The sequence below is a fragment of the Aquabacterium sp. genome, from assembly GCF_016195855.1.
GTDB lineage: Bacteria > Pseudomonadota > Gammaproteobacteria > Burkholderiales > Burkholderiaceae_C > Aquabacterium.
Window position 1 is genome coordinate 82,209 of the sequence record NZ_JACPYU010000015.1, and the last position, 24,784, is coordinate 106,992.

The 24,784-nt window shown below is 57.4% G+C and carries 24 protein-coding genes; 18 read left to right on the forward strand and 6 right to left on the reverse strand.

Annotation, left to right across the window (positions count from 1 at the left end):
- The first annotated feature begins 41 nt into the window (after positions 1 to 41).
- The 13 genes from HY019_RS12710 to HY019_RS12770 all read left to right on the forward strand — a co-directional run bounded on the left by HY019_RS12710 (position 42) and on the right by HY019_RS12770 (position 13,807).
- Positions 42 to 761 carry an FkbM family methyltransferase gene (locus tag HY019_RS12710; protein WP_290692627.1) on the forward strand — a complete coding sequence of 240 codons (720 nt, stop codon included), beginning with the start codon at positions 42 to 44 and terminating at the stop codon, positions 759 to 761.
- A 127-nt stretch (positions 762 to 888) separates the two neighbouring features.
- Positions 889 to 1,560 carry a DUF4254 domain-containing protein gene (locus HY019_RS12715; RefSeq protein ID WP_290692629.1) on the forward strand — a complete coding sequence of 224 codons (672 nt, stop codon included), beginning with the start codon at positions 889 to 891 and terminating at the stop codon, positions 1,558 to 1,560.
- Positions 1,560 to 2,522 carry a lipopolysaccharide heptosyltransferase I gene (gene waaC / locus HY019_RS12720; RefSeq protein WP_290692631.1) on the forward strand — a complete coding sequence of 321 codons (963 nt, stop codon included), beginning with the start codon at positions 1,560 to 1,562 and terminating at the stop codon, positions 2,520 to 2,522. The genes HY019_RS12715 and waaC overlap by 1 nt, the downstream gene beginning before the upstream one ends.
- Positions 2,523 to 2,596: 74 nt before the next feature.
- On the forward strand, positions 2,597 to 4,327 hold the full coding sequence (locus HY019_RS12725; protein WP_290692633.1) for an ABC transporter transmembrane domain-containing protein: 1,731 nt from the start codon (positions 2,597 to 2,599) through the stop codon (positions 4,325 to 4,327).
- 121 nt (positions 4,328 to 4,448) lie between these two features.
- Positions 4,449 to 6,173: a type IV-A pilus assembly ATPase PilB gene (gene pilB, locus HY019_RS12730; RefSeq protein WP_290692635.1), complete on the forward strand. Its 1,725-nt coding sequence runs from the start codon at positions 4,449 to 4,451 to the stop codon at positions 6,171 to 6,173.
- A gap of 31 nt (positions 6,174 to 6,204) precedes the next feature.
- Positions 6,205 to 7,422 (forward strand): type II secretion system F family protein, encoded by a 1,218-nt coding sequence (locus tag HY019_RS12735; protein WP_290692637.1) that lies wholly within the window; start codon positions 6,205 to 6,207, stop codon positions 7,420 to 7,422.
- Positions 7,423 to 7,459: 37 nt separating this feature from the next.
- Positions 7,460 to 8,335 (forward strand): A24 family peptidase, encoded by an 876-nt coding sequence (locus tag HY019_RS12740; protein WP_290692639.1) that lies wholly within the window; start codon positions 7,460 to 7,462, stop codon positions 8,333 to 8,335.
- Positions 8,317 to 8,952 carry a dephospho-CoA kinase gene (gene coaE / locus HY019_RS12745; RefSeq protein ID WP_290692641.1) on the forward strand — a complete coding sequence of 212 codons (636 nt, stop codon included), beginning with the start codon at positions 8,317 to 8,319 and terminating at the stop codon, positions 8,950 to 8,952. The genes HY019_RS12740 and coaE overlap by 19 nt, the downstream gene beginning before the upstream one ends.
- 32 nt (positions 8,953 to 8,984) lie before the next feature.
- Entirely contained in the window at positions 8,985 to 9,743 is a 759-nt protein-coding gene (gene zapD / locus HY019_RS12750) for a cell division protein ZapD (protein ID WP_290692643.1), read from the forward strand.
- Positions 9,744 to 9,758: 15 nt separating this feature from the next.
- Positions 9,759 to 9,983, forward strand: coding sequence for a DNA gyrase inhibitor YacG (locus tag HY019_RS12755; RefSeq protein WP_290692645.1), 225 nt, complete (start codon positions 9,759 to 9,761; stop codon positions 9,981 to 9,983).
- A 236-nt stretch (positions 9,984 to 10,219) separates the two neighbouring features.
- Complete coding sequence (locus HY019_RS12760; protein WP_290692881.1) at positions 10,220 to 11,329, forward strand: glycosyltransferase; 1,110 nt, start codon at positions 10,220 to 10,222, stop codon at positions 11,327 to 11,329.
- Between the two features lie 22 nt (positions 11,330 to 11,351).
- Complete coding sequence (locus HY019_RS12765) at positions 11,352 to 12,596, forward strand: glycosyltransferase family 4 protein (RefSeq protein WP_290692647.1); 1,245 nt, start codon at positions 11,352 to 11,354, stop codon at positions 12,594 to 12,596.
- Positions 12,593 to 13,807 carry a glycosyltransferase family 4 protein gene (locus HY019_RS12770; protein WP_290692649.1) on the forward strand — a complete coding sequence of 405 codons (1,215 nt, stop codon included), beginning with the start codon at positions 12,593 to 12,595 and terminating at the stop codon, positions 13,805 to 13,807. The genes HY019_RS12765 and HY019_RS12770 overlap by 4 nt, the downstream gene beginning before the upstream one ends.
- Positions 13,808 to 13,841: 34 nt before the next feature.
- On the opposite strand, the gene HY019_RS12775 is transcribed toward HY019_RS12770, so the two are convergent.
- The 6 genes from HY019_RS12775 to HY019_RS12800 form a co-directional block, all read right to left on the reverse strand.
- Entirely contained in the window at positions 13,842 to 14,450 is a 609-nt protein-coding gene (locus tag HY019_RS12775) for an acyltransferase (protein WP_290692651.1), read from the reverse strand.
- Positions 14,451 to 14,598: 148 nt separating this feature from the next.
- Positions 14,599 to 15,843 (reverse strand): hypothetical protein, encoded by a 1,245-nt coding sequence (locus tag HY019_RS12780; protein WP_290692653.1) that lies wholly within the window; start codon positions 15,841 to 15,843, stop codon positions 14,599 to 14,601.
- Positions 15,844 to 16,007: 164 nt separating this feature from the next.
- Positions 16,008 to 16,862 (reverse strand): class I SAM-dependent methyltransferase, encoded by an 855-nt coding sequence (locus HY019_RS12785; RefSeq protein WP_290692655.1) that lies wholly within the window; start codon positions 16,860 to 16,862, stop codon positions 16,008 to 16,010.
- Positions 16,859 to 17,791 carry an FkbM family methyltransferase gene (locus HY019_RS12790; RefSeq protein ID WP_290692656.1) on the reverse strand — a complete coding sequence of 311 codons (933 nt, stop codon included), beginning with the start codon at positions 17,789 to 17,791 and terminating at the stop codon, positions 16,859 to 16,861. Before HY019_RS12790 ends, HY019_RS12785 begins: the two co-directional genes overlap by 4 nt.
- 28 nt (positions 17,792 to 17,819) lie before the next feature.
- On the reverse strand, positions 17,820 to 19,298 hold the full coding sequence (locus HY019_RS12795) for an oligosaccharide flippase family protein (protein WP_290692658.1): 1,479 nt from the start codon (positions 19,296 to 19,298) through the stop codon (positions 17,820 to 17,822).
- A 67-nt stretch (positions 19,299 to 19,365) separates the two neighbouring features.
- Positions 19,366 to 20,484, reverse strand: coding sequence for a Wzz/FepE/Etk N-terminal domain-containing protein (locus HY019_RS12800; RefSeq protein ID WP_290692660.1), 1,119 nt, complete (start codon positions 20,482 to 20,484; stop codon positions 19,366 to 19,368).
- A gap of 289 nt (positions 20,485 to 20,773) precedes the next feature.
- On the opposite strand from HY019_RS12800, the gene HY019_RS12805 reads away from it, so the two are divergent.
- The 5 genes from HY019_RS12805 to HY019_RS12825 are packed head-to-tail and all read left to right on the forward strand — an operon-like array spanning position 20,774 to position 24,780.
- Positions 20,774 to 21,664: a glycosyltransferase family 2 protein gene (locus HY019_RS12805; protein WP_290692662.1), complete on the forward strand. Its 891-nt coding sequence runs from the start codon at positions 20,774 to 20,776 to the stop codon at positions 21,662 to 21,664.
- On the forward strand, positions 21,628 to 22,461 hold the full coding sequence (locus tag HY019_RS12810; RefSeq protein WP_290692664.1) for a class I SAM-dependent methyltransferase: 834 nt from the start codon (positions 21,628 to 21,630) through the stop codon (positions 22,459 to 22,461). The genes HY019_RS12805 and HY019_RS12810 overlap by 37 nt, the downstream gene beginning before the upstream one ends.
- Positions 22,458 to 23,231 carry a class I SAM-dependent methyltransferase gene (locus HY019_RS12815; RefSeq protein ID WP_290692666.1) on the forward strand — a complete coding sequence of 258 codons (774 nt, stop codon included), beginning with the start codon at positions 22,458 to 22,460 and terminating at the stop codon, positions 23,229 to 23,231. Before HY019_RS12810 ends, HY019_RS12815 begins: the two co-directional genes overlap by 4 nt.
- The gene (locus HY019_RS12820) at positions 23,228 to 23,986 is read left to right on the forward strand and encodes a polysaccharide deacetylase family protein (protein WP_290692668.1); all 759 of its coding nucleotides are present in this window, start codon (positions 23,228 to 23,230) and stop codon (positions 23,984 to 23,986) included. The genes HY019_RS12815 and HY019_RS12820 overlap by 4 nt, the downstream gene beginning before the upstream one ends.
- The gene (locus HY019_RS12825) at positions 23,983 to 24,780 is read left to right on the forward strand and encodes a WecB/TagA/CpsF family glycosyltransferase (protein WP_290692670.1); all 798 of its coding nucleotides are present in this window, start codon (positions 23,983 to 23,985) and stop codon (positions 24,778 to 24,780) included. The genes HY019_RS12820 and HY019_RS12825 overlap by 4 nt, the downstream gene beginning before the upstream one ends.
- Positions 24,781 to 24,784: the final 4 nt, after the last annotated feature.

A 24,784-nucleotide genomic window follows, 5' to 3' on the forward strand; every position in this document is an offset into this window, starting at 1 on the left:
TCTGATCAACACTTACTGAAAACCAAAGCAGGTCGATTCGCATGAACAACATCAGAAGCGCTTTATACAAGTATGAACGGCGAGGCGTGCTTGCTGGGAAACGAGCGAAGAAGAGCTACGCTCAATGCGGGGAGGATCTGATCATAGATTTCGTTTTAAACGCTATAGGCATTCAGTTCCCCTCATACCTAGACCTGGGTGCTCACCACCCAAGCTACCTGAACAACACGTACATCTTTTATCAGCGAGGTTGCAGAGGCATCAATGTGGAAGCAAATCCAAACTTAATGCCTGACTTCTTTCAAAAGCGAAAGCGAGACGTCAACCTGAATATCGGGATCACCGACACTCCAGGCAATGAGGCTCTTGACTTCTATATCATGACCGCACCAACGATGAGCACGTTTTCCGAAGCCGAGGCGCGCCGCCTGGAACGTGAAAGCAGCATCAGAATCAGCCAAGTCATCAAAATCCCCACCGTCACCTTGGTGGACTTGGTGCATCAACATGCAGGCGACACCTTCCCTGATATTCTGACGTGTGACTTAGAGGGGCTCGATGAAATGGTTATTGAAAGCTTGAAGGCATTCAAGCAGCCTCAATTGCCAAAGATCATTTGCCTCGAAACAGCAACATTTCGCGAACATGGTTTTGGTTCGAAAAAAACACCGCTAATTGAAAAGGTGTGCGCCATGGGTTACACCGTCCACGCCGATACGTTCATCAACACAATATTTTGTCGTCAGGACGTCGTCAACTAAGTCACCGTAGCTTGAAGCCCCCGTTCGCACCAGCGGAACAAGGTGCACCCACAGATCCGCGTCGATGGCCGTTGCACCCCGATAATGCACAGCTTTCGCCATCACTCGATACCAAGGACCGTGCCCCATGAGCATGCTGAGCAACCTGGGTGAGCAAGTCAGCCGCCTTCACGACACCACGCTGAACGAAGCCGGGGGGCCTCCCGTCGCCACGCCCGTGGCTACGACGTCAAGCGACCGGTCATCCCTCCTGTGGCACTGGATCGGCACCAATCACTTCTTCAACAGCAGCTTGTGGGCCGAAGAGGACTTAGCCCGCCGCACGACGGTGAGCGACAGTGAGATTGCGCTGAACAAGCGTGCAATCGACAAGTACAACCAGGCCCGCAACGACGCCACCGAACGGGTCGACGAAATCCTGCTGACCGAACTCGGCTTGGTTGATGCGGCATCCGCTCAGACCGACGCACCCGTTTCCAAGGTTCCAGCCAACGCCCAACTGAACAGCGAAACCGCCGGCAGCATCATCGACCGCATGTCCATCATGGCGCTCAAGATCCACGCCATGCGCGCCCAGACCACGCGCACGGACGTGGACGACGCGCACCGCAGCAGCAGTCAGGTCAAGCTCGACAAGCTACTGCAACAGCGGCAGGACCTGGCATCCTGCCTGGATGCACTGATCACGGACACCCAGGCCGGTCGAGCCTATTTCAAGGTGTATCGCCAGTTCAAGATGTACAACGACCCACGCTTCAATCCGGCGTTGGTGGCGGAACAGGCCAAGGCCAAAGGCTGATGCGGGTCCTGATCGTCAAGACCAGCTCCATGGGTGATGTGGTTCATGCGCTGCCAGCTGTCAGCGACATGGCCAAAGCCATACCCGGCATCGAGATCGACTGGCTGGTGGAGCGTGGCTTCGCAGCCATGCCCAGCCAACATCGGGCGGTCCGGCGCGTCATCACGCTGCAATGGCGCAAATGGCGCAAATCCCTGCGCTCACCGGAAACGCGGTCTGCCCTGCGCGCATGGCGAAACGACATGGGCCGTGACCAATACGACCTGATCATCGATATGCAAGGGCTGCTCAAAAGTGCTGCCTTTGCCTGCTTCGCTCGAGGCCCGCGCGCAGGTTATGACTGGCACAGCATTCGCGAGCCCGTGGCGTCACTCTTCTACACACGCAAGGCACACGTTTCTCGCGGACAGCATGCCGTCGATCGCTGCCGCCAACTTGCCGCACAGGTACTCGGCTACCCCTTGCCCACGTCCCAGCCCGACTTCGGGCTCAAGGCCGCCCCCGAGGCCTGGACGCCGGGCCCCGGGCCCTTTGCTGTATTGATCCCCTGCGCCAGTCGCCCAGAGAAGCTTTGGCCTATGGGCAACTGGGTTCAGATCGGGCGGCAATTGAAAGCGCGAGGCTGGAACGTCGCCATCATGTGGGGAAGCCCGGAAGAGCTCCAGTTGGCGCAAAGCATTGCCAGCGAGGTTCAGGGCGCCGTGCCACCGTTCCTGACCGTACAGCAAGCAGCCGACACCCTTGCACAAGCTCAGGTGGTGGTGGGCCTTGATACTGGCATGAGCCACCTGGCAGCCGCGCATGGTCGCCCCACCGTCGGCATCTATTGCGACCATGAGCCTGGTCTCGCCGGCCTCGTAGGTTCGGGCCCTGTAGCCAGCCTTGGCGGCAAAGGGCAAACACCGACAGTCGAGCAGGTTCAGGTCGCTTTACAGCAGGTTCTCCTTCCTCAACCTCACTGAGTCTCTACAGCAGAGGGTGTCACAATCCCGCGCTTGGCACACGAGTTGCGCCAGGTGCATTACCAATCAACGCCATGGATTTCACTGACACCCGCAATCGACTGCTGAGCTATGTGCGCCCCCAATGGCGCATGCTGACACTGGCTGTTGCGTTCTTCCTGCTCAGCTCGGCCGTGGAGCCTGTTGTTCCCGCGTTGTTCAAGAAGCTCATCGATTCAGGCTTCAAGGAAGGCCTCAAGTACCCCCTGTGGGTTATCCCGTTGGTCGTCATTGGGCTCTTCGTGATTCGAGGCACCTTCAACTTCGCGGGCACCTTCGCCATGAATTCGGCGACCTCACTTGTTGTGCTCAACCTGCGGCGGGATTTGATGCACGCGTTGTTACGCGCAGACTCCAAGCTCTTTACTACCATCAGCCCAGGTGTTGCAGTCAGCAAAGTCATTAGCGACCCGCACGCAGCATCGGCCGCGATGAGCAGTTCGCTGATTTCAATTGTCAGAGATGCTTCGACTCTGATCTTTCTTGTGGCCTATCTGCTGTACGTCAATAGTCAGCTGACACTGCTTGCCTTCATATCCATGCCACTGCTCGCAGTGAGCGTCAAGCGCATTCGCAAGCGCTTGGATCAAGTCAGCTTGGCGCAATATCAAGCCGGACAGCGATTGGTCAACACCGTTGATGACAACGCTCGAGCCTGGCGCGTAGTTAGAACATTCGATGCCATGGATTTCGAGCAAGATCGCTTTGTGGCCGCAGCGACACATTACCGTCGAATGACGATGAAACAGGTGGCCACAAGCGCGTTGGTCACACCCATTACACAGGTTCTGGCAGCTATTGGTGTCTCCATCATCCTGACGCTGGCAATTTGGCAAGCCAGCAAAGGCGCCGCATCCATCGGTGAATTCGTATCCTTCATCACAGCCTTGCTGATGACCATTTCACCAATGCGCCATCTGACGGACATCTACACCCCCATCAGCGGCGCACTGGTCACACTCAAGGGTGCGTTTGAGCTGGCCGACGCGCCCCCCGAGCCCGACAACGGCACCGCCACCCTCCCCACCTGCAAAGGCCACATCGCCTTCCACAACGTCCGCCTGCAATACGAAGGTGCCAACCACCCGGCTCTCGACGGGCTCAACCTCGACATCCAGGCTGGGCAAACCATTGCACTGGTGGGCTCCTCAGGTGCCGGCAAGAGCACGGTGGTCAGCACCCTGCTGCGCTTTGCCTACCCCAACTCGGGCGACATCACACTGGACGACACCCCCATCGACACCCTGAAGCTGGCCAGCCTGCGCCGCCACTTCGCCGTGGTCTCGCAGGACATCGTACTGTTCGAAGGTTCGATTGCCGAAAACATCGCCTACGCCAGCCCCAACGGCGTGGACCGCGACAAGGTCGAGCGTTGCCTGCGCGCCGCCAACCTGTGGACCCACGTTCAGACCATGCCCGGCGGCATGGACGCCGACATCGGCACCAATGGCAGCAAGCTCTCCGGCGGCCAGCGCCAGCGCCTGGCCATCGCCCGAGCCCTGTATCGGGATGCCGCCGTCTGGATTTTTGACGAGGCTACCTCCGCACTGGACTCCGAATCCGAAGCCGTGGTGCAGCGCTCCATCGAAGACCTGCGCGGCAGCAAGACCCTGATCCTGATCGCGCACCGCCTGAGCACCATCCGCAACGCCGATTGCATTTACGTGATGGCGGAAGGCAAGGTGGCCGAGCAAGGCACCCACGCGGAACTCATGGCACAAGGTGGGCTCTATGCGGGCATGGTCAAGATTCAATCTGCCCACTAAAGCCCTTTTCAACCCCGAATTTGCGCCCTTAACCGGGCATTAATACGGTTTACAGGCTCGCTTGAATAGGTAATGATTTACCTTTGATATTCAAGAATTGCCATTCCTGCAGTGAATTTACATGGCTGATCCGACACTGGCTGAAGCACCTGGATCCCTGTCTGGCGTAGCCCGCGTGCTGGTCAATGCCGGCAAGCTGGACGCCAAGGCAGCAGAATCCATCACCCGCGCCGCGCGCGAGCAAAAACGCAGCTTTGTGACCATGCTGGTCAACAGCGGCGCCATCAGCCCTGACGATCTGGCTCAAACGCTGTCCAAGGCGCTGGCCGTGCCCGTGATGGACCTGGCTGCGGTGGACGTTCAGCGGCTGCCCAAGGGCATCATCGACAACAAGCTGTCAGCCCAATACCAGGTGCTGGTGTTGTCCAAACGCGGCAACCGCCTGTTCGTTGCCGGTGCAGACCCCACCGACCAGGAAGCCATCGAGCGCATCAAGTTCGCCACCCAACTCACGCCAGAGTGGGTCATCGTGGAGCAGGACAAGCTCAGCAAGCTGCTGGAAGGCATCACCGCCACCACGGAAGAGCAACTTGGCGCCCTGGCCTCGTCCGATTTTGAATTCGACGTCACCGACGACACCAGCACCCAGACACCCGAGGCAGACGCCGGCGCCACCGATGTCGAAGACGCCCCCGTTGTGCGCTTCCTGCAGAAGATGCTGATCGACGCCATCAACGCCCGCGCGTCCGACCTGCACTTCGAGCCCTACGAATACAACTACCGCGTACGCTTCCGTGTTGACGGCGAATTGCGCGAAATCACCCAACCGCCGGTGGCCATCAAGGACAAACTGGCCTCGCGTATCAAGGTCATTTCCAAACTCGATATCGCCGAAAAGCGCGTGCCGCAAGACGGCCGCATGAAACTGAAATTCGGCAACAAGGCCATCGATTTCCGGGTCAGCACCTTGCCCACGCTGTTCGGCGAGAAAATCGTGATCCGTATTCTCGACCCGTCCAGCGCCAAACTGGGCATCGAGGCCCTGGGTTACGAGCCCGAGGAAAAAGAGCGCCTGATGAAGTGCATCCAGCGGCCCTATGGCATGGTGCTGGTCACAGGCCCTACCGGCTCGGGCAAGACGGTGTCGCTCTACACCTGCCTGAACATCCTGAATCAGCCAGGTGTGAACATCTCGACCGTCGAAGACCCGGCCGAAATCAACTTGCCCGGCATCAACCAGGTCAACGTCAACGACCGGGCGGGCATGAACTTCGCCACGGCGCTCAAAGCCTTCCTGCGTCAGGATCCTGACGTGATCATGGTGGGTGAAATCCGTGACCTGGAAACGGCCGACATCGCGATCAAGGCCGCCCAGACCGGCCACATGGTGATGTCGACGCTGCACACCAACGACGCCCCCACCACGCTGACGCGGATGATGAACATGGGCGTGGCCCCCTTCAACATCGCTTCCAGCGTCATCCTGATCACGGCCCAGCGTCTGGCCCGCCGATTGTGCGAAAACTGCAAGGCCCCGGCCGACTATCCACGCGAAGCCATGCTCCGCGCCGGGTTCAAGGAAGAAGACCTCGACGGCCGCTGGAAACCATATAAAGCAATCGGTTGCTCAGCCTGTAACAACGGTTACAAAGGTCGCGTGGGCATTTACCAAGTTATGCCCATCAGTGAAGAAATACAACGCATCATTCTCACTCAGGGCACAGCTATGGATATTGCTGCCCAGGCCAAACGCGAAGGCGTGCGAGACTTGCGCGAGTCCGGTCTGGTCAAAGTCAAGGCAGGCCAGACTTCACTGGAAGAAGTCATCGCGGTGACCAACGAGTAAGTAGCGACGCATCGTCACGGAGTTCCGACACATGGCCACGGCAGCAGCCAACAAACCGCAAGAATTTGTCTACGAATGGGAAGGCAAGGACCGCAACGGCAAGCTCGTTCGCGGTGAAATGCGCGCGGGTGGCGAAGCCATGGTCGGTGCGACCCTGCGCCGCCAGGGCATCCTGGTGCAGAAGGTCAAGAAGCGCCGCGTCAGTGGCGGCAGCTCGATCAAGCCCAAGGACATCGCCATCTTCACGCGCCAGCTGGCCACCATGATGAAGGCAGGCGTCCCCTTGCTGCAGTCCTTTGACATCGTGGCACGGGGCTCGACCAACCCCCGCGTGACCAAGCTGCTCAATGACATCCGAGGCGATGTCGAGACCGGTACCAGCCTGTCGGCTTCGTTCCGCAAGCACCCGATGTACTTTGATGCGCTTTACTGCAACCTGGTGGAAGCCGGTGAAGCCGCTGGTATTTTGGAAACACTGCTCGATCGCCTGGCCACGTACCAGGAAAAGACGATTGCCATCAAGCAGAAGATCAAATCTGCGCTGACCTACCCGATCGCGGTGCTGGTTGTCGCCTTTGTGGTGGTGGCGGTCATCATGATCTACGTGATCCCGGCCTTCAAGGACGTGTTCACGTCTTTCGGTGCAGACCTCCCAGCCCCCACCTTGTTCGTGATGGGCATGTCCGACTTCTTCGTGAAGTTCTGGTGGGCCATTTTTGGCTCCATCGGTGGCGGTCTGTATTTCTTCTTCCAGACCTGGAAACGCTCCGAGGCCATGCAAAAACGCATGGACCGCCTGTTGCTGAAGATGCCCGTGTTCGGTGACTTGCTGTTCAAGTCCGCCGTGGCCCGCTGGACGCGCACACTGTCCACCATGTTTGCTGCGGGTGTACCCCTGGTCGAGGCGCTCGACTCCGTGGGCGGCGCGGCTGGCAATGCGGTGTTCGCCGAAGCCACCGAGCAAATCCAGAAAGACGTCTCCACCGGCACCAGCCTGACCACAGCCATGCAGTCCACCAACCTCTTCCCGGTGATGGTGTTGCAGATGTCCGCCATCGGTGAGGAATCCGGCTCGCTGGACCAGATGCTGGGCAAGTCCGCCGACTTCTACGAAGAAGAAGTTGACGAAGCCGTCAAGGCCCTGTCCAGCCTGATGGAGCCATTCATCATCGTGATCCTGGGCTCGATCATTGGCGGCATCGTGGTGTCCATGTACCTGCCCATCTTCAAGCTCGGCCAGGTCGTCTGAGCAAGACTGCCATCCAGCGTTCAGCGACGCCGCCTTCATGTTTGACAATTTGCTGCCGGTTCTGACCGACATCGTGCTCACGCCCTGGGGCCTGGCTGTGCTGGGCTTGTGCGTGGGCAGCTTCCTCAATGTGGTCATTCACCGCATGCCTTTGATGCTGGAGCGCCAGTGGCAGACGGATGCGCGGGCCATGCTGGAGCTGCCCGAGGCTTCGGTAGACAAAGCCCCGGAGCCACTCACCCTGTCCAAACCAGCGTCCCGTTGCCCGAAATGCGGCCACCAGATCCGCTGGTACGAGAACATCCCCCTGGTCAGCTGGCTGGTACTGCGCGGCAAATGCTCGGCGTGCGGCACCCCCATCTCGGTGCGATACCCGCTGGTTGAACTGGCCACGGCAGCCCTGTTCGCCGCCTGCAGCTGGCGCTTTGGCGCACAACCGACCACCTTGCTGTGGTGCGGCTTTGTGGCCGTGCTGGTCGCAGCCGCCCTGATCGACTGGGATACCACCTTGCTGCCTGATGACCTCACCTTGCCCCTGATGTGGGCAGGATTGGTGGCCGCCGCGCTGGGCTGGAACCTGCCCCTCAAAGACGCCCTGTGGGGCACCGTGGTCGGCTACCTTTCCCTGTGGTCTGTCTACTGGCTGTTCAAGCTGACCACCGGCAAGGAAGGCATGGGCTATGGTGACTTCAAACTGCTGGCTGCCCTGGGTGCCTGGCTGGGTTGGTCCATGGTCCTGCCCATCGTGCTGGCCTCATCGGTCATCGGTGCGGTCATTGGCATCGGCATGAAGCTCAGCGGGCAATTGCGCGAAGGCGTCTACGTCCCTTACGGCCCCTTCCTGGCCGGCGCCGGCCTGGTGGTGACCATGGCTGGCTCTCAACGCGTTCTGCAATGGCTGGGCTGGGCCTGACCCCACCCCGGCAGCGCCTGACCATCGGCCTGACGGGGGGCATCGGCAGTGGCAAATCCACTGCCAGCCAGATGCTGGTTGACCTGGGCGCCCATCTGGTCGATACCGACGCCATCTCCCGCTCGCTGACGGCACCCGGCGGCGCCGCGATTGATGCCATTGCCCAACACTTTGGCCCACACCTGATCGACGCGTCCGGCGCCATGGACCGCACCCGCATGCGCGAGCTCGCCTTTGCGGATCCCGGTGCCTTGACCCGGCTGGAGGCCATCCTGCACCCGCTGATCGGCCAGCAGGCGGATGCCCATGCAGGCCTGGCCCTCCCCGACCAACACATCGTCTACGACGTGCCTTTGCTGGCGGAATCAGGCCGCAAATGGAAGGACAAGGTCGACCGCGTGCTCGTGGTGGACTGCGAACCTGAGACCCAGATCGCCCGCGTCATGGTGCGATCCGGCTGGCCCCGCGAAGCCGTCGAAAAGGTGCTGGCCAAACAGGCACAACGCGAAATACGGCTGGCGCTGGCCGATCACGTGATCCTCAACGAAGGCCTCAGCCTGGAAGAGTTGCGCGCCGAGGTCCAGAAGCTCTGGCGTCTGTGGAACAATGGTGCCTGATCGCGTTTGAACGGCTTTCTTCAGGTGGCGCATTGATCCTCTACGAATACCCCTTCGGCGAAAGCATCCGCACGATGCTGCGGTTGGAACACCTCTTCAACCGCCTTGGCATCCTGATGTGGCGCGAAGCCCCTGTGGATCACCACTACGCCTTGTCGACCATTTTCGAGATCATGGATGTCGCCTCGCGCGCCGATCTCAAAAGCGACCTGCTGCGTGATCTGGATCGCTACAAGCTCCAGTTCCAGAGTTACCGCGGCAACCCGGCCATCCAGGAAAGCGCACTTGATGACGTGCTCTCGCGCATCGATCGCGTCTACAACAACCTGAACCAGTTGCCCGGCAAGGCAGGCCAGTCTCTCTCCAGCAACGATTGGCTGATGAGCATCCGCAGCCGCATCAGCATCCCTGGCGGCACCTGCGAATTCGACCTGCCCTCTTACTACGCATGGCAACAAGAGCCCCCCGCCAGGCGGCAAGCCGACCTGCAACAGTGGGTCAGCACCCTCACCCCGCTGGCCGAGGCCCTCAACGTGATGTTGGGCCTGCTGCGTGATGCCGGGCACCCACACATGGTGGCGGCACCCTGCGGCCAGTACCAGCAGAACCTGAAAGACAACCGCAGCTACCTGCTGCTTCGCCTGCGCATCGACCCGGCGTTGGGCCTGATCCCCGAAATCAGCTGCAACCGCCTGATGGTGTCCATTCGCTTGATGCGATCCGACAGCGACGGTAAGCTCAAGATCGCGTCTGATCTGGACGCGGGATTTGAATTGACGCTTTGCGCGTAAGCGGAGGTCTTTTCGATGAGCACCGAGCGCGACGCTTCTTCGCCTGCGACAGGCAAAAAGAACCTGCAAGTGCGCTGCCCCTCATGCGGTGTGATGCACACCTACAGCACCGACAACCCCTATCGCCCCTTCTGCAGCAAGGGTTGCAAGGCAATTGACCTGGGTGCCTGGGCCAGTGAGCAGTATCGGGTGGAGGCCAAACCGACGACGGAGGATCTGACCGATGCCCCGGATGCATGATGCTGCGCTGCATCAACAAGGCTGCGTTAAGCCCACACGTGCAGGACATTCTCAGCTTGCGTGATTGACTGAAAGCACTACGATGTACCCATGCTGCAGCGCAATAACTTCGCCCTCTTTTTTGCCCCCGGTATCGCCCATTAACCCTATTTTTCGCCCTTACACTGGCATCAAGAACGCCAGAGTGTCTGCGTAAGGCCAAGGCGCAACAAATAACGGGAGTGATCGTGTCCACAATGCTGACATGGCGGCTGGCGTCCATATTTGCTGGCAGTTTCATGGTGTGCGCCCTGCTTGTGCTCACGCAACGCTGGCATGGCAGGCACTCACTTGACCATGACCTTGCCGGCGTCCAGAAAATCCATGCAAAACCGGTGCCCCGCATTGGCGGCATTGGCTTGGCTTTCGGGTTGATCATCGCCGTCATTGCAGGCTACCTGACAGGTGGCGCGACATACCCAACCACCCTGCTGCTGCTTGCTTGTGCCACGCCCGTATTCCTTACCGGGCTCGCAGAAGACCTGACCAAGAAGGTTCGTGTTCGCACACGGCTTCTGGCATCGTTCGTCTCAGCGGCCATTGCCATCTGGGTGCTGGACGTCCGTTACACGGATCTGGACACGGTCGTTCTTGATTCCTTGATCCAATACCCGGTGCTTTCGGTTCTGTTCACCGTTTTCGCTGTGGGTGGCGTGACCCACTCCATCAATATCGTGGACGGTTTGAACGGCTTGGCTGCCGGGGCGGTGTCCATCATGCTGGCGGGGTTGGCAACCCTGGCCTGGTTGCACGGTGACATGCTGGTCATGAAGTTGTGCCTGTGGGGCATCGCAGCCATGGGTGGGTTTCTGCTGTTGAACTACCCGTTTGGCCGAATCTTCCTGGGTGACGGTGGCGCCTACCTCGCTGGTTTCTGGCTGGCCCAGTGCGGGGTGATGCTCGTCGAAAGAAACCCCCGCATATCAGCCTGGGCCTTGATGCTGGTGTGGATATACCCGGTGTGGGAAACGGTGTTCTCCATGTACCGGCGCCGCGTTAGGGATGGGGTCGAAACTGGTCAGGCAGACCTGGGGCACATGCATCAACTGCTGTATCGGCGCCTGCGCGGCAAGGCTCAAACCCAAGCCCGACCTGGCCCCGAATGGCGTGCACACGGCTTAGCCAGTGCAGTCATATGGGGAATAACCGGCGCCTGTCAAATCTTTGCAGTTATAGCCAACGAGAAGACCCTCTATTCTTTCAGCTTCGTCCTTATTTTCATATTCGTTTATTGCTGGTTTTATCAACTCCTAAGCCCTGATACGACCCGACAGCACCCCTCCCCCATTCAAGCAGCCAATTTCTGAAAAGTCATCACAATAGACTTTCATGCACCGAGCAAAAACAACGAAGGCACACTTAGGCTCACCTTCAGACGAAGCAAATGATGCTGCGGCTCAAGATGCATTGCCACCGTCGCGTACCGTCGTCATGATTGTGGCCAATATCAAGCAATTTCGCTTTGCATTTTACGAGCAGATTGAAAAGGAACTCCGATCCACGGGCATCAGGCTTCATGTTGTTTACAGCGCTTCCGCGCCCAGCGAGCAAAGCAAAGGGGATTCGAGGGATTTACCTGAACCACTCGGGGTCAAGACACCCAGAAGTTATTGGCTCAAGGAACGCATTCTTTTCCAATATCTCCCTATTTCACTGCTGTGGCGAGCTGACTTGGTGATCATGGTTCAATCCAATGGCTACATGTCAAACTTGGCACTTCATTTGGCAAGGCTGATGGGATGGAGACGCTTGGCCTACTGGGGACACGGCTATAACCATCAAGGCGATGCATCGAGTGCGGCCGAAAAGATCAAACGCAGGCTTGCATGCCATGTGGACTGGTGGTTCACCTACACTCATCAGACTGGCAAGTACCTGCAACAACTGGGATTTCCCGGCAACAAGACGACGGTGATCGAGAACGCAGTTGACACATCGCTCTTTGGCAATGAAGTAACCAATGCGCCACCTGCCTTGCAGACTGCGCTCAAATCAAGGTTGCAAATCCCGGAAGATGCCTGCGTGGGGATGTTTTGTGGCTCGCTGTACGCAGACAAACAATTGGCATTCCTGCTGGATGTCGCCAGACAGATTCATCTGGAACAACCAAACTTCCGCTTGATCATCATCGGTGATGGCCCGCAGCGTCAATGGCTCTTGAACAGCATAGTCGATCAAAACTGGATTCACTATGCTGGAGCGCAGTTCGGACGAGACAAAGCCATTTATTTCTCTATTTCCGATTTCTTTCTGAATCCAGGCCTGGTTGGGCTGGCTATTCTCGATAGCTTTGCAGCAGGGCTGCCTTTCATCACATCCCAATATCCAGGGCACTCCCCAGAGATCGCGTATCTGGAGCATCAGGTCAATGGCCTGATGCTCCCCTTTGACAGACAGGTTTATGCTCAGTCTGTCTTGGATCTGATCCGTAATCCTGCACGCCTTTCCCAACTCCGTACTGGCGCGCTGATGTCTGCACGTCGATATACCGTTGAGAACATGGTCAGTAACGTGGCAAACGGGATCCGTCAATTCCTGCAGAGCAGATTGGTAAACAGCGGAGTAAACGGGTGAAGGTGCTACTCGTTCACAATTGGTATGGATCAAGTGCGCCCAGCGGTGAAAATGCCGTTGTGCTGGCCGAGAAACAATTGCTTCAAGCAAATGGTATTGATGTCATTGAATACTTCAAGTTCAGCGATGGCATCCGAAGCATCGGCCTCCTCGGAAAGATACTTGGTGGACTAGCCACGCCTTTCAATCCATTCACCTATTTCCAATTTCGCGCCTTGTTACGGCGAGAGCGGCCGGACGTGGTTCACGTCCACAACTTCTTTCCTTTGATTTCACCCGCGGTTTTCTACGCTGCCCACCATCAAGGGGTGGCCAGTGTCATGACGCTGCACAACTACCGCATTGGCTGTGGCGCCGGGTTGCCGTTCAGGGAACAGGAGACTTGCCTACGCTGTTTAGAAGGACAGTCCGTACGTCCTCTTCTAAAGTTCCGATGCTATCGAAACAGCTTGGCAGCGTCTTTACCCATGGCTGCGATGATTGCCTTGCATCGTCGCCTAGGCACTTGGAGCCGTCGTGTTGACCTGTTCATCACGCTGACCGACTTTTACTCACAGATCATGCGCGTTACCGACCTCATTCCCGGGAACAGCATGCGCAAGAAGCCCCAGTTCATGGCGAACCCACCTGACCCGGCACACTTCTCGACTCGTCCGATCAAAGCGCTATACGTTGGACGGATCAGCATGGAGAAAGGCGTTTCAACTTTGCTTGAAGCCTGGCGGCAATGGGGAGCGGATGCGCCCAGGTTGCACATCGTGGGGGATGGACCCGACCTCGACAAGCTCAAGTCGACTTATGCGGACGTCAATGTGCATTGGCACGGGAAACTGCCCGCAGATCAAACGCTGGAAGTCATTCGCTCGGCGCAGCTTCTGATCATCCCTTCGATCTGTTTTGAGGGCTTCCCAATGGTAGTCCGCGAAGCCCTGGCTTGCGCCGTCCCAATCTTGGCATCCAACATCGGGCCGATGGAAGAGTTCGTTCTCCCAGCCTTTGGTGAGTTGTTCAAACCCGGGGACTCGGCACAGTTGCTTGACAAAGCACGGCGACTGTTGCGTGAAGCCACTCCACGGCTTTTGGAGATGAGCCAGCAGGCCCGGATCGAGTTTGATGCCAAATACACCGCCGACATCAACTATGAGCGGTTGATGAGCATCTATCAGGAAGCTATATCCATTCACAAGCACAAGCGCTTGAGGTGCGGTTGATTACGTACCGCGCTTAGGCAGGACGCACCGCAACTCAAAGCGCCCGAATGACCTTGGCTGGATTCCCGGCGGCCAAGACATTAGCAGGGATGTCCGCGACAACCATGGACCCCGCGCCAATCACGCTATTGCAACCAATCGACACCCCCTTGAGTACGATGCTACGTGCACCGATGAAAACGTTGTCTTCAATCGTGATCGGAGCGGTCCTGATCGCTTGAGCCAAGTCGTTGAATCGGCGCCCCTCAGGTGGCAAGGCATGAAAATCCGTATCGCAAATCAAGACGTCAGCACCGATCAGACATTCCTTGCCAATGCTGATGGACTGCGCAGCACAGACAGTTGTGCCACTGAGCCCGCAGTCCCGACCAATCTTGATACGTGCTTGCGGCCTAAGCGTGCGCAGAATCACTGGCCGGCTGACGCCCAGAGCAGTCATCTCCGAGACTGAGCATAGGACTGCGTCGGCATCGACCTCTATTTCGGAGCCCTGCACCATCGAGACGATGGGCATGCCAAAAAATTGCACTTTTCCATTTAGCCTCACACCACTGGCTTTCATCTTCACGGGCACAGTCAACCGCCACCAGTTCAGCTTGACGTACCGAACGAGTTTGCTCAGGAACAGGTAAGGCTCACTCATCACGACAATCCATTCCCACCCATCGGTACCAGACTGATGCCCAGCCGGGCCAAGAGGGGTGGATAGAAGAAGATTCGGCAATCGGAAACCTGAAAGAGGAAAGCCGTTTGAGACGCCTCTCAGCAAACAACACAAAAACCTCTCAGTCTTATATGTACGCAGACTTCATGTAAGCCCACAAAGACCAGGCGGGATCAAACAATAGAGATTGTATTGGCGCGTACGCCCATCTACCATGCGACACCTTATAGAAAAACAGAGGCAAAGCAAATAGGGCCAAGCCGTACACCCCCCATCGAACGAGAAGCCATCTCGCCATCCAAAACGCCAAAGCCAGGCCCAATAAAAAATACAAGTAGAAAAAATAGCGCAAAGCAATCTCAGACAAACTGGGCTGCACACTGGCCAACACCACCGCAACACTGACCACCACGATACACAGCAATACACTCCACCCTTTGACGCGTGGCACAAATGCACCTCCACGAATCAAATCCAACAGGGACATGAAAAGCATGGAAGCCGCAAATATCAAAGCCGTAAGATCCAATGCATCGAGTTGCGCACCCTCGCCATTTGCCAGGCGATTAAACACAATACCGATCAGCGGCACCCCTAACAATAGTGGCGCAACTTTTGAAACCAGGGCATAAAAAGATAGCAGGACAAATGCATGGAACAGCACACTCACGCCAGAAGAGAAGCGACGAAGTGGGCGCACAAAACATAGCAAGAGCAAAGGCAGGGCCGAATAATGCATCATTACACCCAAAAGCCCGATTCCCCAACGGCGCCGACCCGAAATGGAATAATCCACCAAAAAGACCATGACCAGAGACGAAGCCAAAAACTGACGACACAAATGCGCCGACAAGCTAAATAACTGCCCAAAGAAAAGCAGGAAAACCAACAGAGACAGTATAGCCCGCCGCTCCAAATGAAGCGCCACCCCTAATCGAAGCACCGCCGAACCCAACAAAAAATAAGGGAAAAAGGTCGACATGAAAATGTACAACCGGCCATCCACATTGGGCAAATTAGCCAGACCATAAAGCGAAACGTAGTATAGCGGCTCTCTCGCATTGAGGAGCAAATAGGACGTCAAGTCAAGTTGTTGAGCGTTATCGAATACTTCCAGATAGTTAACCATGTCACTCTCTGGCAATTTCGTCAGATTTACAAGCGACAGATATAGAGCACCAACAATTATTACAACCAGTAAGCCCCGATCATTTCTATCCTTTGACAGCAAAGCCAGCAACAAGACCACGATAAAAGTCAAGAACGGCTGGGCCAAGAATCCAAGCCCCACGACGAGCGTCAGCCCGATTTTTGTAACGCACTGGAGAGGCGGAACCTTCGTCAGAAGATCGCTGTGCTGAGAAAAGCGCATACGTGACACCATTATCCGCAGCTTGGCAACTTGGTCGCTTCTGGAAAAGAAGCGCAACGACAATCACCCGATTCGCGGCAAGCGCATATGGCAGGCCAGCGTACGCGAGCCACCCAAAATTTGCAAAGAATGGCGGTGTGAAGCGGCATCAGATACCCTGCATATCAGTCTTTTTTTAGTGACAAAAGCATGTGATCAGGACCCAGCGAAGGCAGCCCATCGTACCCCCCCTTCAATAATATCTTGCGGATGAATTGAAACCATTGCATTATTCTCGAGCGCTCATACCCGGCAGAGGCGTACGTGGCATCTTTCGTCAACAACTGGAAGCCTGGCACTTTGCGGAAATACTTGTCGGAAGGAAACACGATGTGCTCCGGGGCCTTCAGATACCACCAGTTCTGACGGGACTTTTCGGCACTGAGGCAGTGCCGGTCTCCCGTCAGCAGAATCAATACGCCGTCTGGCGCCAAGAGTTGGTGAGCGCGACGCAGGAATACAGGGATGTCGTACAGATGCTCGACCAAGTCGAAGGCTGTGATGACATCGAACGTTCCACTCACGTCTTCTAGCCGAGCAAAGGTCTGGTGGCCCTTGCGGGTGAGAACCTCACGGCTCGCCCTTGAGGGCTCTGCGCCGGACGTCTCCGCCCCAAGCGAGCGTACGTGGTCGAGCAACTCGCCTGTATTGGCGCCCACGTCCAGCACTTTCTTGCCTGCCTTGATGTGCTGACTCAATCTGTCAACGATGTTGCGGGACTTGCCTTCGACGAAGGCCGGCGTATCCGCCCATTTTTCGCTGGAGGCACCGGTTTCGTAGAGCAAGAAGGCTGTGGCCTGCGGGACGATGCGCTGCGTGAACCAAGAGTCACATCCGCGGCATTCGAACAGCATTGGCGTATGCGCCAACGCAATCTCGCGCGTGGAGAATCTGATCGGCTGCCGATAGGTGATTGGCCCAATCTCATGCACATCGCCCCCCCCGCACAGCGGACACGCATCCCACTGGAAAGGATTCATCGCGAAGCTTCCGATGGTCTAGGCATTGGCTTGTGCACCGCATAGACAACGTTGAAACCTTGTCCGGGCTCAATGCCCAGAATCAGTTTGTCCACATCCAAGATCTCATCAAAAGTCGCCTCTGCAAAGCATCGGTAGCCCATTTCTCGCAGCTGCCGGGCAATGGCAAGACATGAGTCCCCCCGCATCTCGACCCAGGCCGGTGCCAGCTCCATGATGATCACTGGCTTGAAACGGCTCAGCGTTTCGCTGGCCCCTCGTATGACCTTTCCCTCAAAGCCATCGACGTCCAGCTTGATCAAGGCTATGCGCTGGATGCTGTGCTCAGCCACGTAGGAGTCCAATGTCTGCATCTTTGTGCTGACACGGTCGCATTCCTGCCACCAGCCATTGTCAATCTGACCTTTGTCATCCACACCTTTGGCGGAGCCAATCTTGAAGCTGGCCCGAAACTCCATATCTACATGCCCAAGGTTTTCGTCACTCAAGGCCAATTGCTCGGTCACAATATTGCTGAAACCGTTCAAGCTCGCATTGCGCTTGAGCTTGTCCATGGCCCATGGCACCGGCTCGAACGCGTACACGCGCCCAGATGGACCAACCAGCTTGGCCATGGGCAGTGCATGGCTTCCCACATTGGCCCCAATGTCGATGACGATGTCGGAGGCATTGCAGATCAACTCTAGTGTGCGGGATGTCTGCGGTTCTCGAGAACCACAATAAAACATCTCACTGTCGATCACTTCTCGAAGGTCCAACTCGAAGTTGATTCCATCAATGTTTTTGTGAACCACGCTTGCGCCCTGCCCAGTATTGAGCACGTTGAAATAGAGCTTGCTGAGAAGAGGTGCAAACGGCTTGACCGGCGATTTCTTATAGAGGCTTGCCATATAGGCTGTGGCACCAACAAGATAGCTTCCAAGGTTCATGGCTGATCGTCCTTCAGATCTGGAGTGGTCATCGCAATTTGAACTTCATGAGCACGGCCCTGCTCGGATGCGGATACATGATGACCAGCAGGACTGCTGTGCAGGCCGCAGCCATTAGCAGGTACAGCAACAGCGGGGCTTGGTTTATCCAGTAATTGGAAACAAGGGATAGGACAGCACCCGCGAGGAGCAATGGCAGTAAACGCTGAGGAATGAGAAACGTGGGCCAATTCAGGCCCAGTTGCCGCATGTGCGTGATCAAGAGAAAGATGCCTCCGCCCAACAAGCCTAGCGTTACACCGGCAGCCACACCAGCGCCGCCGAAACGAATCCCCAATACCAGGCCGCTCAAGCCACTGATGACTGACGTCAATATATGACTGATCATGTTCTCCCGCAGCCTGCCAGACCCAAGATTACTGAAATACGACGGACCGATAATAGTATTGCCAAACCACCCCAGGCTCAACAGCAGTGCAAACAGCACGAACGCCTTTTGCAGATGACCGAGCCATAAGATGGAGATCACGCTCATCGAGACACCAAGCAGGCTATAGAAAAGCACGGAGACGTAGAAATTGAGGCTGTAGGCCGTTGTGAAAATACGCCTGATTTGGTCTGTGTTGCAATTCTGTAAAGCAGCAATCGTAGGGACAAGCACCCGACTGGCTTCGATGATAAGACCGCGGCATTGCAAAACTAGACGGTTCGCCATTTCATAAAAGCCTAGTGTTTCCACCCCACCAAATTTACTCATCATCACTTTGACCATGGGATCGAACAACATGCTCATGATCGTGATGACCTGAAAGCGCACACCATAACCGAACATCTCTTTCAGATATTGCAGGCGCCAACGGTGCGGAATCAAAGGCAGGCATTTGATTTGTCTGCACAGCAGCAGCCACATCCCGAGCATGAGTGCCACGTATTGAATCAATTGGGCCCATGCAATACCCTTCAACCCAAATTTCGGCACCAGGACAACCGCCAAACCCAGATAGAGCAAATGGGAGACAGCAGTCAATGCGCTACGGAGATCCATACGCAGACAACCGTCCAAGGCGCCACTGAACACACTTGTTAGCACCATTAACCAGATGGAGACCAGCGCCATCGGCAGAATCTGCAAGGCAACAGGCACGCTGGCAGTGGGCAGCAGCATGGGCAGCGTGTATCCAATGAAGGGCAGCCCAACCAGCAGCAGCAGGCCGACACCCAGACCCAAGGTGATGGTCGTGGTCTGAATGACGTCAGCGGCACGTGCCGCATCCTGCTGCCCCAGCGCTTGAGCTACGAAGCGAACAACCCCTGCGGACAGCCCGAGTTCCCCGATGCGAGATACAGATGAAGCGGCCATGACCAATGACCAGACACCGATTTGCGCAACGCCGAGTTCGTCGTAAAGGAATCGATAAAGGACAAAGAGCACAACGCCGCTGATCAGCACCTGCGCGATCGGGGCCGCAATGTTGCGCGAGAGACGTTTCGATTCAGCCGAGGACATGCCGTAGAGCTCTCGTCAACGGGTTAGGTGGGCGCTACTTTTTCCACTCCACAACTCTGCTGAAGACCTATGCATGTGAACGCCTGGAAAACGCCGCCTTCAACTGGGCCAGCTTCTCGACCATGTCGGGCGACGCCAGTTCCGCACTGAAAACTTCCTTTAGCAAGAGGAAGAAGGTGAGCAGAACAAAGGAGACAACAATCGCCAAACCGGCCAACTTGCTCTTCCTCATATTGCTTTTGTTTTCAGGCACGAGGGCCTCGTCCACTACCTGGATGAACGCGCCTTCCCGCAACTCATCAATCTTGGCCAACTCATACTGCCGAGAAAACAGCTCGAACAAGGTCTCCTGGTATTTGAAGTCCCGGTATCTCTCAATGTAGTCACCCTTTTCGCCGGAGACATCCTGGGTCTCCGCTTTCTGAAGCTGCTCCTTCAAAGCAGCCAGATTCGACTGGGCCATCTTGAACTCTGGTGAGTTTTCCGTCGCGTAGGACCGCATGGACATCAAACGGACCTCCGCCGCCGTGACCTGCGCCTTCAGCGCCGCATAACTGTCAACTGCCGCCTTGGGCTCCATCCTCAACACACCTGAGCTGACACCACTGCCTTGCAGGCTCTTTTGTGCCGCAGCCAAGCGCTCGCGTGTCTGCGACAGCTGCTTCTCGAAAAACACGCGCCGCTGCTGGGCTTCCGTCAAGGCCAGCTCGGAGGTCAATCGGCGCAGTTCGTACACGAAACGATTGGCGATGGCGGCGGCACGCTTGGGATCTTCATCATCAACACTCAAGCTGAGCAGACTGTCTTTCTTACCTACATCAACCTTGATGGCCGCGAGAAGCAAGTCGCGGGTCGTTTCCTTATCCGACGTGCCATACACCTTCTGCAAATCGAAAGCATCAATCACACGATTCAGCACGGTGGTCGACTGCACCAAGGAAACGTATTGGTCCGCGGGATTCTTCACCACCGAAGCCGAGCCGGCAAAATTGGCCAAGACCCCCAATGACTGCATCAATCCCGCCGCCGCGCCTTGCTGTTGCTGAGGAGGAAGGATGACCGTCTTGGCCGTGTAGATAGGTTTGACAAACAGGTAGGCCCCGGCCACCACCAGTGCGCCAACCAGGAGAGGCCCCAGAACCAACAACCTGATTCGTTCCGCCATGAGAATGAACAGATCGATCAAGGTTATCCCGCCTGCGCCATCGTCTCGAGGATGTGTCACGAAAAATACTTTCTGAACGGGGAACAAGCGACCACTTGCCGCGCGAGGCGATCGTTCCTGAGCAGCAGGCAGCCAGACTGCGTCACATTGTAGAGCCGCCGCAAGGCCATTCTGCTGGGCGGCGCGAGCGCTTCAAGCCTGCCGATGCGGCGTTGAGACAGGCACAGGATGCCGCGAACAGTCTACGAAGACGTCAGCCAGTCATTGCGACCTACAATGACGCCACGACACCACGGCCGACACCTGCAACATGCCCAAGACGGTATGCGCGATCATCGCTTGCCACAATAGACGGGCAAAGACCATTGCATGCCTTGATGCCCTCAAGCATCAGGCCATCAACGAGCAGAGCGTTTCGCTGCGGGTTCTGTTGGTCGACGATGGCAGCACCGACGGCACTGCGGACGCGGTGAGGGCCCAATTCCCCGAGGTGGAAATCATTTCTGGCGATGGTGGGCTCTATTGGAATGGCGCCATGCGACTGGCCTTGAGCCACGCCGTCAAGCGCTCGCCGGACTACGTCCTCCTGCTCAACGATGACACGGTTCTGTGTCATCACGCCGTGCAAACGTTGCTGACAACAGCATGCCGCGTAGAGAACAACCACGGCTCCCAAGCCATCATCGTGGGGGCCACGCGGGGTAGCGCCCACGACGGCATCAGCTATGGCGGGCTCATCCGGGGCCCCTGGTGGATCCCCCTGAGAATGCGCAAGGTTCCCTTGTCGGACCAGGCTCAGCGGTGCGACACCTTCAATGCCAACTGCGCCTTGATACCAAGCGCCGTCATCGACGTTGTGGGCAACCTGGATGCTGCCTTTACCCACGCCATGGGGGACTTTGACTATGGCCTGCGCGCGCGAAACCTTGGATGCGAACTGTGGGTTGCGCCCGGCATTGCAGGCGAATGCGAGGCCAACCTTGGGCAAGGTTTGTGGACCGACAAGTCATTGCCCTTGAGCACGCGCTGGCAACGCCTGAAGGGCCCCAAAGGCCTGCCTCCAAGGGAGTGGCTGGTGTTCACCCGGCGCCATAGCGGCCCATTTTGGCCCCTTTACTGGCTCAACCCTTACGTGAAATTCTGGCTGAACTCCATCATGGAAGCATGGACCACACAACGCCCAGCAAGAGGGGCGAGATGAACCGAGCCTGTGAATGCGGCGCCCCCACCTCAGCGCGAAGGGCTGCCTTCTCCGATGGTGAGGTCGATTTCCGTCAGTGCACTCAATGCGACCTGCTTTTTCGGGAAGTGTTCCCCACGCCAGACGAACTCCACGCGATATACCAGCAGGCCTACGAGGAAGAAAAAATTGCCTCGGGCGGCACCAACCAGGAGTCCGGCGCCTTCGCCACGCAGTCTTATGCTGACTTCATCCAGGATCTTGCCCGTCAGCCAGCCCATGCGAGAGTCCTGGATTTTGGTGCTGGCAGCGGCGAACTCGTTGCAGCACTTCGTGACCGATCGATTGAAGCCGAGGGTCTGGAGTTTGCAGAGGAGGCGCGCCGCTTCTGCCTTGAACACCGGGGCATCTCGCTCCTGTCGGACCTCAAGGCGCTGCCATCGGCGCGTTATGGCGTGATCACGATGGTCGAGGTCATCGAGCACCTCACAGAACTGCAACCGACCTTGCGCGAATTATGTCGCCTCATGGAACCCGGTGGCACCCTCCTTGTGACCACGCCCAATCGATTAGGCCTGCGTGCCCGCAGTGAGAAAGGCCATTGGCGAGAGGCCACCAAAAAATTCCACCTGTTCCTGTTCGATCGCCGCAGCCTGCGCCGACACCTTGAAAAGGCCGGCTTCACCCACGTCAAACAGGTACGCTTCAGCCCGCTACAGCGCCCCGGCTTCAAGTTCTGGCTGGCTGCACGACTGCCGCAGATGCTGGGGGTGGGAGGCACCCTGTGCATGACGGCGACCAAGGAGCGCACACCTTGAACGCCGCCACGATGCTGGTTTCGGTTGCGCGCCGATACAAGCACCTGACCAATCCAGTGGGCTTCGTCGCACGCGCCTTCATCAAGCAATCTGGCCTGCAACTGGGCAATGGCAGCGCCGTTACGCGCTCCTGTCTGGACATCGGCGCGGGTACAGCGCCCTATGCCAAGGCCCTGCGGCAGCACATGGGCGTCGAACCCTATATCGCGGTGGACATCGCGCCATCCGAGTCCACATCCATCGTGGCCGATTGCGCCCAACTGCCGTTCCAGTCTGCATCGATCGATCTACTTGTCTCCTTCGACGTCATCCAGCATGTCCCAAGCCCGCAAGCCATGCTTGGGGAAGCCCATCGCGTACTCAAAGAGGGTGGCCACATCCTTCTGACATACCCTTTTCTATACCCCGAGTGTGACGTCAGGGACTTTCACCGCTGGACCTTAGAGGGCATGCACAACATGCTTGTCGCCCATGGCTTTGAGATCGTGCGCGCTCAGCGTCGAGGCGGCGCCCTTTTTGCCTGGACTTGCTGGGTTATCTGGATGATCCAGCATCTCGTGCCTGGACAGCGGCAAAGCTGGAGAGCGAGGCGCAACTGGGCCAGCTTTCTTCGCGCGGGTGTCTTGGCTGCTTTGACGCTGCCCGCTGAACTATTCGGCTGGATCGCGCTCGGCCTCGACAAGGTCCTGCCATCGCAGGGGGTGTACATGGGTGCCTGCGTCCTGGCTCGCAAAGCCCTCGACACGCAGGTAGAGGGAGCACCAAGGTGATCTTCGTCAGCTCATGGGACGATGGTCATCCATTGGATGCCCGCCTGGGGGAGCTGCTGGAGCGCCATGGCTTGAACGGCACGTTCTATGTACCCATCCGCAATCGCGAAGGCCATGCCGTCATGTCGCACGCCGACATGCGCAACCTGGATCGGCTGTTTGAAGTGGCCAGCCACACCCTGGACCACTGCTACCTGACAAGCCTCAGCCACACTGATTGCGAACATCAGGTCAGAGAGGGCAAGCAGCAACTGGAGTCGATTCTGGGGCACAGCGTGCCCGGCTTCTGCTATCCCGGGGGCAAATGGAATGCAAGGGTCCGCCAGACGGTCATTGATGCCGGTTTTGAGCACGCCCGCACGGTGGGTAATTTATGGCTTGGCATCACACGTGATGCCTTCAGCATCCCCACCACAGCGCAGTTCTACCCCCATCGAGCAAAGGTATTGTGGCGAAACTACCTGACGGGCGGACACTATGGCAAGCGGCTGCATGCACTGAGAACCCTGACAGCAAGTGGGGACTGGCTGACCGCCATGAAGCATCTGGCAGACAACTGCGCGGCCCGTGATGGCGTGATGCATATCTGGGGGCACAGTTGGGAAATTGAACAGCATGGCCTGTGGCCCCAGCTTGACGCCCTCTTGACCCACGTCGCGTCATTGCGCCCGCGGGCGCTGACCGTTGGTGAACTGGCAAGCATGAAGTCGGGATTCGACGCGCCTCAACAAAATGAAGGAAGGAGCCGACCTTGAAGCCCGTCACGGACAAAGCAATGCACGAATCCATCCTGGGCTTTGATGTCTGGGCCGGCGGCCTTTCCTCCTGCCTCGACGACATCGTGACGGGCCTGCATCCTCAACGCCCAGCCCCTTCGTGCCGTTGGCTGGCATGCATCAACCCCCACTCCTATGTACAGGCCAAGCGCAGCGAGAAATTTGCTCGTGCCTTGAGGGCTGCCGACTGGCTGATACCCGATGGGGTCGGTATTGTGTTGGCATCCAGGCACCAAGGGGGCACCATCAGAGACCGCGTAACAGGCAGTGACATCTTCCTGGGGCTGATGCCCAAATTGAATCAGCACGCCAGTCGTGTCTTCTTTCTTGGCTCAAGTCAGGACACGCTTGACGCGATCCGCGCACGAGTGGCGTTGGACTTCCCCTCAGTGCAGATTGCCGGCATGTACTCGCCGCCTTACACGGAATCATTCAGCCAGGAAGAGACAGACACCATGATCACCATGGTCAATGCCTCTCGCCCGGATGTGCTGTGGGTTGGGTTGACATCCCCCAAGCAGGATCTCTGGCTTCATGAGAATCACCAGCGCCTGCAGGTGGGATTTGCCGCTGGAATTGGCGCCGTATTCGACTTTTATGCAAACACAGTAAGGCGCTCCGCCCCGATCTTTCAGCGACTTGGTCTGGAGTGGCTGCCCCGCCTGCTGCGCGAACCCCGTCGCTTGTGGCGCCGAATGCTTGTCTCAGCGCCACTGTTCATGTGGGATGTGCTCATGACATCCCAGAAACTTCACTCGCGAGGTAAGCCTTGAGCAG

Coding starts and splice junctions, on each gene's coding strand:
- HY019_RS12755 (WP_290692645.1), top strand. CDS start 9,759: ATGAGCACCGAGCGCGACGCTTCTTCGCCTGCGACAGGCAAAAAGAAC.
- HY019_RS12765 (WP_290692647.1), top strand. CDS start 11,352: ATGCACCGAGCAAAAACAACGAAGGCACACTTAGGCTCACCTTCAGAC.
- HY019_RS12810 (WP_290692664.1), top strand. CDS start 21,628: ATGGACCACACAACGCCCAGCAAGAGGGGCGAGATGAACCGAGCCTGT.
- HY019_RS12790 (WP_290692656.1), bottom strand. CDS start 17,791: ATGAACCTTGGAAGCTATCTTGTTGGTGCCACAGCCTATATGGCAAGC.
- pilB (WP_290692635.1), top strand. CDS start 4,449: ATGGCTGATCCGACACTGGCTGAAGCACCTGGATCCCTGTCTGGCGTA.
- HY019_RS12785 (WP_290692655.1), bottom strand. CDS start 16,862: ATGAATCCTTTCCAGTGGGATGCGTGTCCGCTGTGCGGGGGGGGCGAT.
- HY019_RS12775 (WP_290692651.1), bottom strand. CDS start 14,450: ATGAGTGAGCCTTACCTGTTCCTGAGCAAACTCGTTCGGTACGTCAAG.
- HY019_RS12805 (WP_290692662.1), top strand. CDS start 20,774: ATGCCCAAGACGGTATGCGCGATCATCGCTTGCCACAATAGACGGGCA.
- HY019_RS12780 (WP_290692653.1), bottom strand. CDS start 15,843: ATGCGCTTTTCTCAGCACAGCGATCTTCTGACGAAGGTTCCGCCTCTC.
- coaE (WP_290692641.1), top strand. CDS start 8,317: ATGGCTGGGCTGGGCCTGACCCCACCCCGGCAGCGCCTGACCATCGGC.
- HY019_RS12725 (WP_290692633.1), top strand. CDS start 2,597: ATGGATTTCACTGACACCCGCAATCGACTGCTGAGCTATGTGCGCCCC.
- HY019_RS12735 (WP_290692637.1), top strand. CDS start 6,205: ATGGCCACGGCAGCAGCCAACAAACCGCAAGAATTTGTCTACGAATGG.
- HY019_RS12740 (WP_290692639.1), top strand. CDS start 7,460: ATGTTTGACAATTTGCTGCCGGTTCTGACCGACATCGTGCTCACGCCC.
- HY019_RS12715 (WP_290692629.1), top strand. CDS start 889: ATGAGCATGCTGAGCAACCTGGGTGAGCAAGTCAGCCGCCTTCACGAC.
- HY019_RS12795 (WP_290692658.1), bottom strand. CDS start 19,298: ATGTCCTCGGCTGAATCGAAACGTCTCTCGCGCAACATTGCGGCCCCG.
- HY019_RS12760 (WP_290692881.1), top strand. CDS start 10,220: ATGCTGACATGGCGGCTGGCGTCCATATTTGCTGGCAGTTTCATGGTG.
- HY019_RS12710 (WP_290692627.1), top strand. CDS start 42: ATGAACAACATCAGAAGCGCTTTATACAAGTATGAACGGCGAGGCGTG.
- waaC (WP_290692631.1), top strand. CDS start 1,560: ATGCGGGTCCTGATCGTCAAGACCAGCTCCATGGGTGATGTGGTTCAT.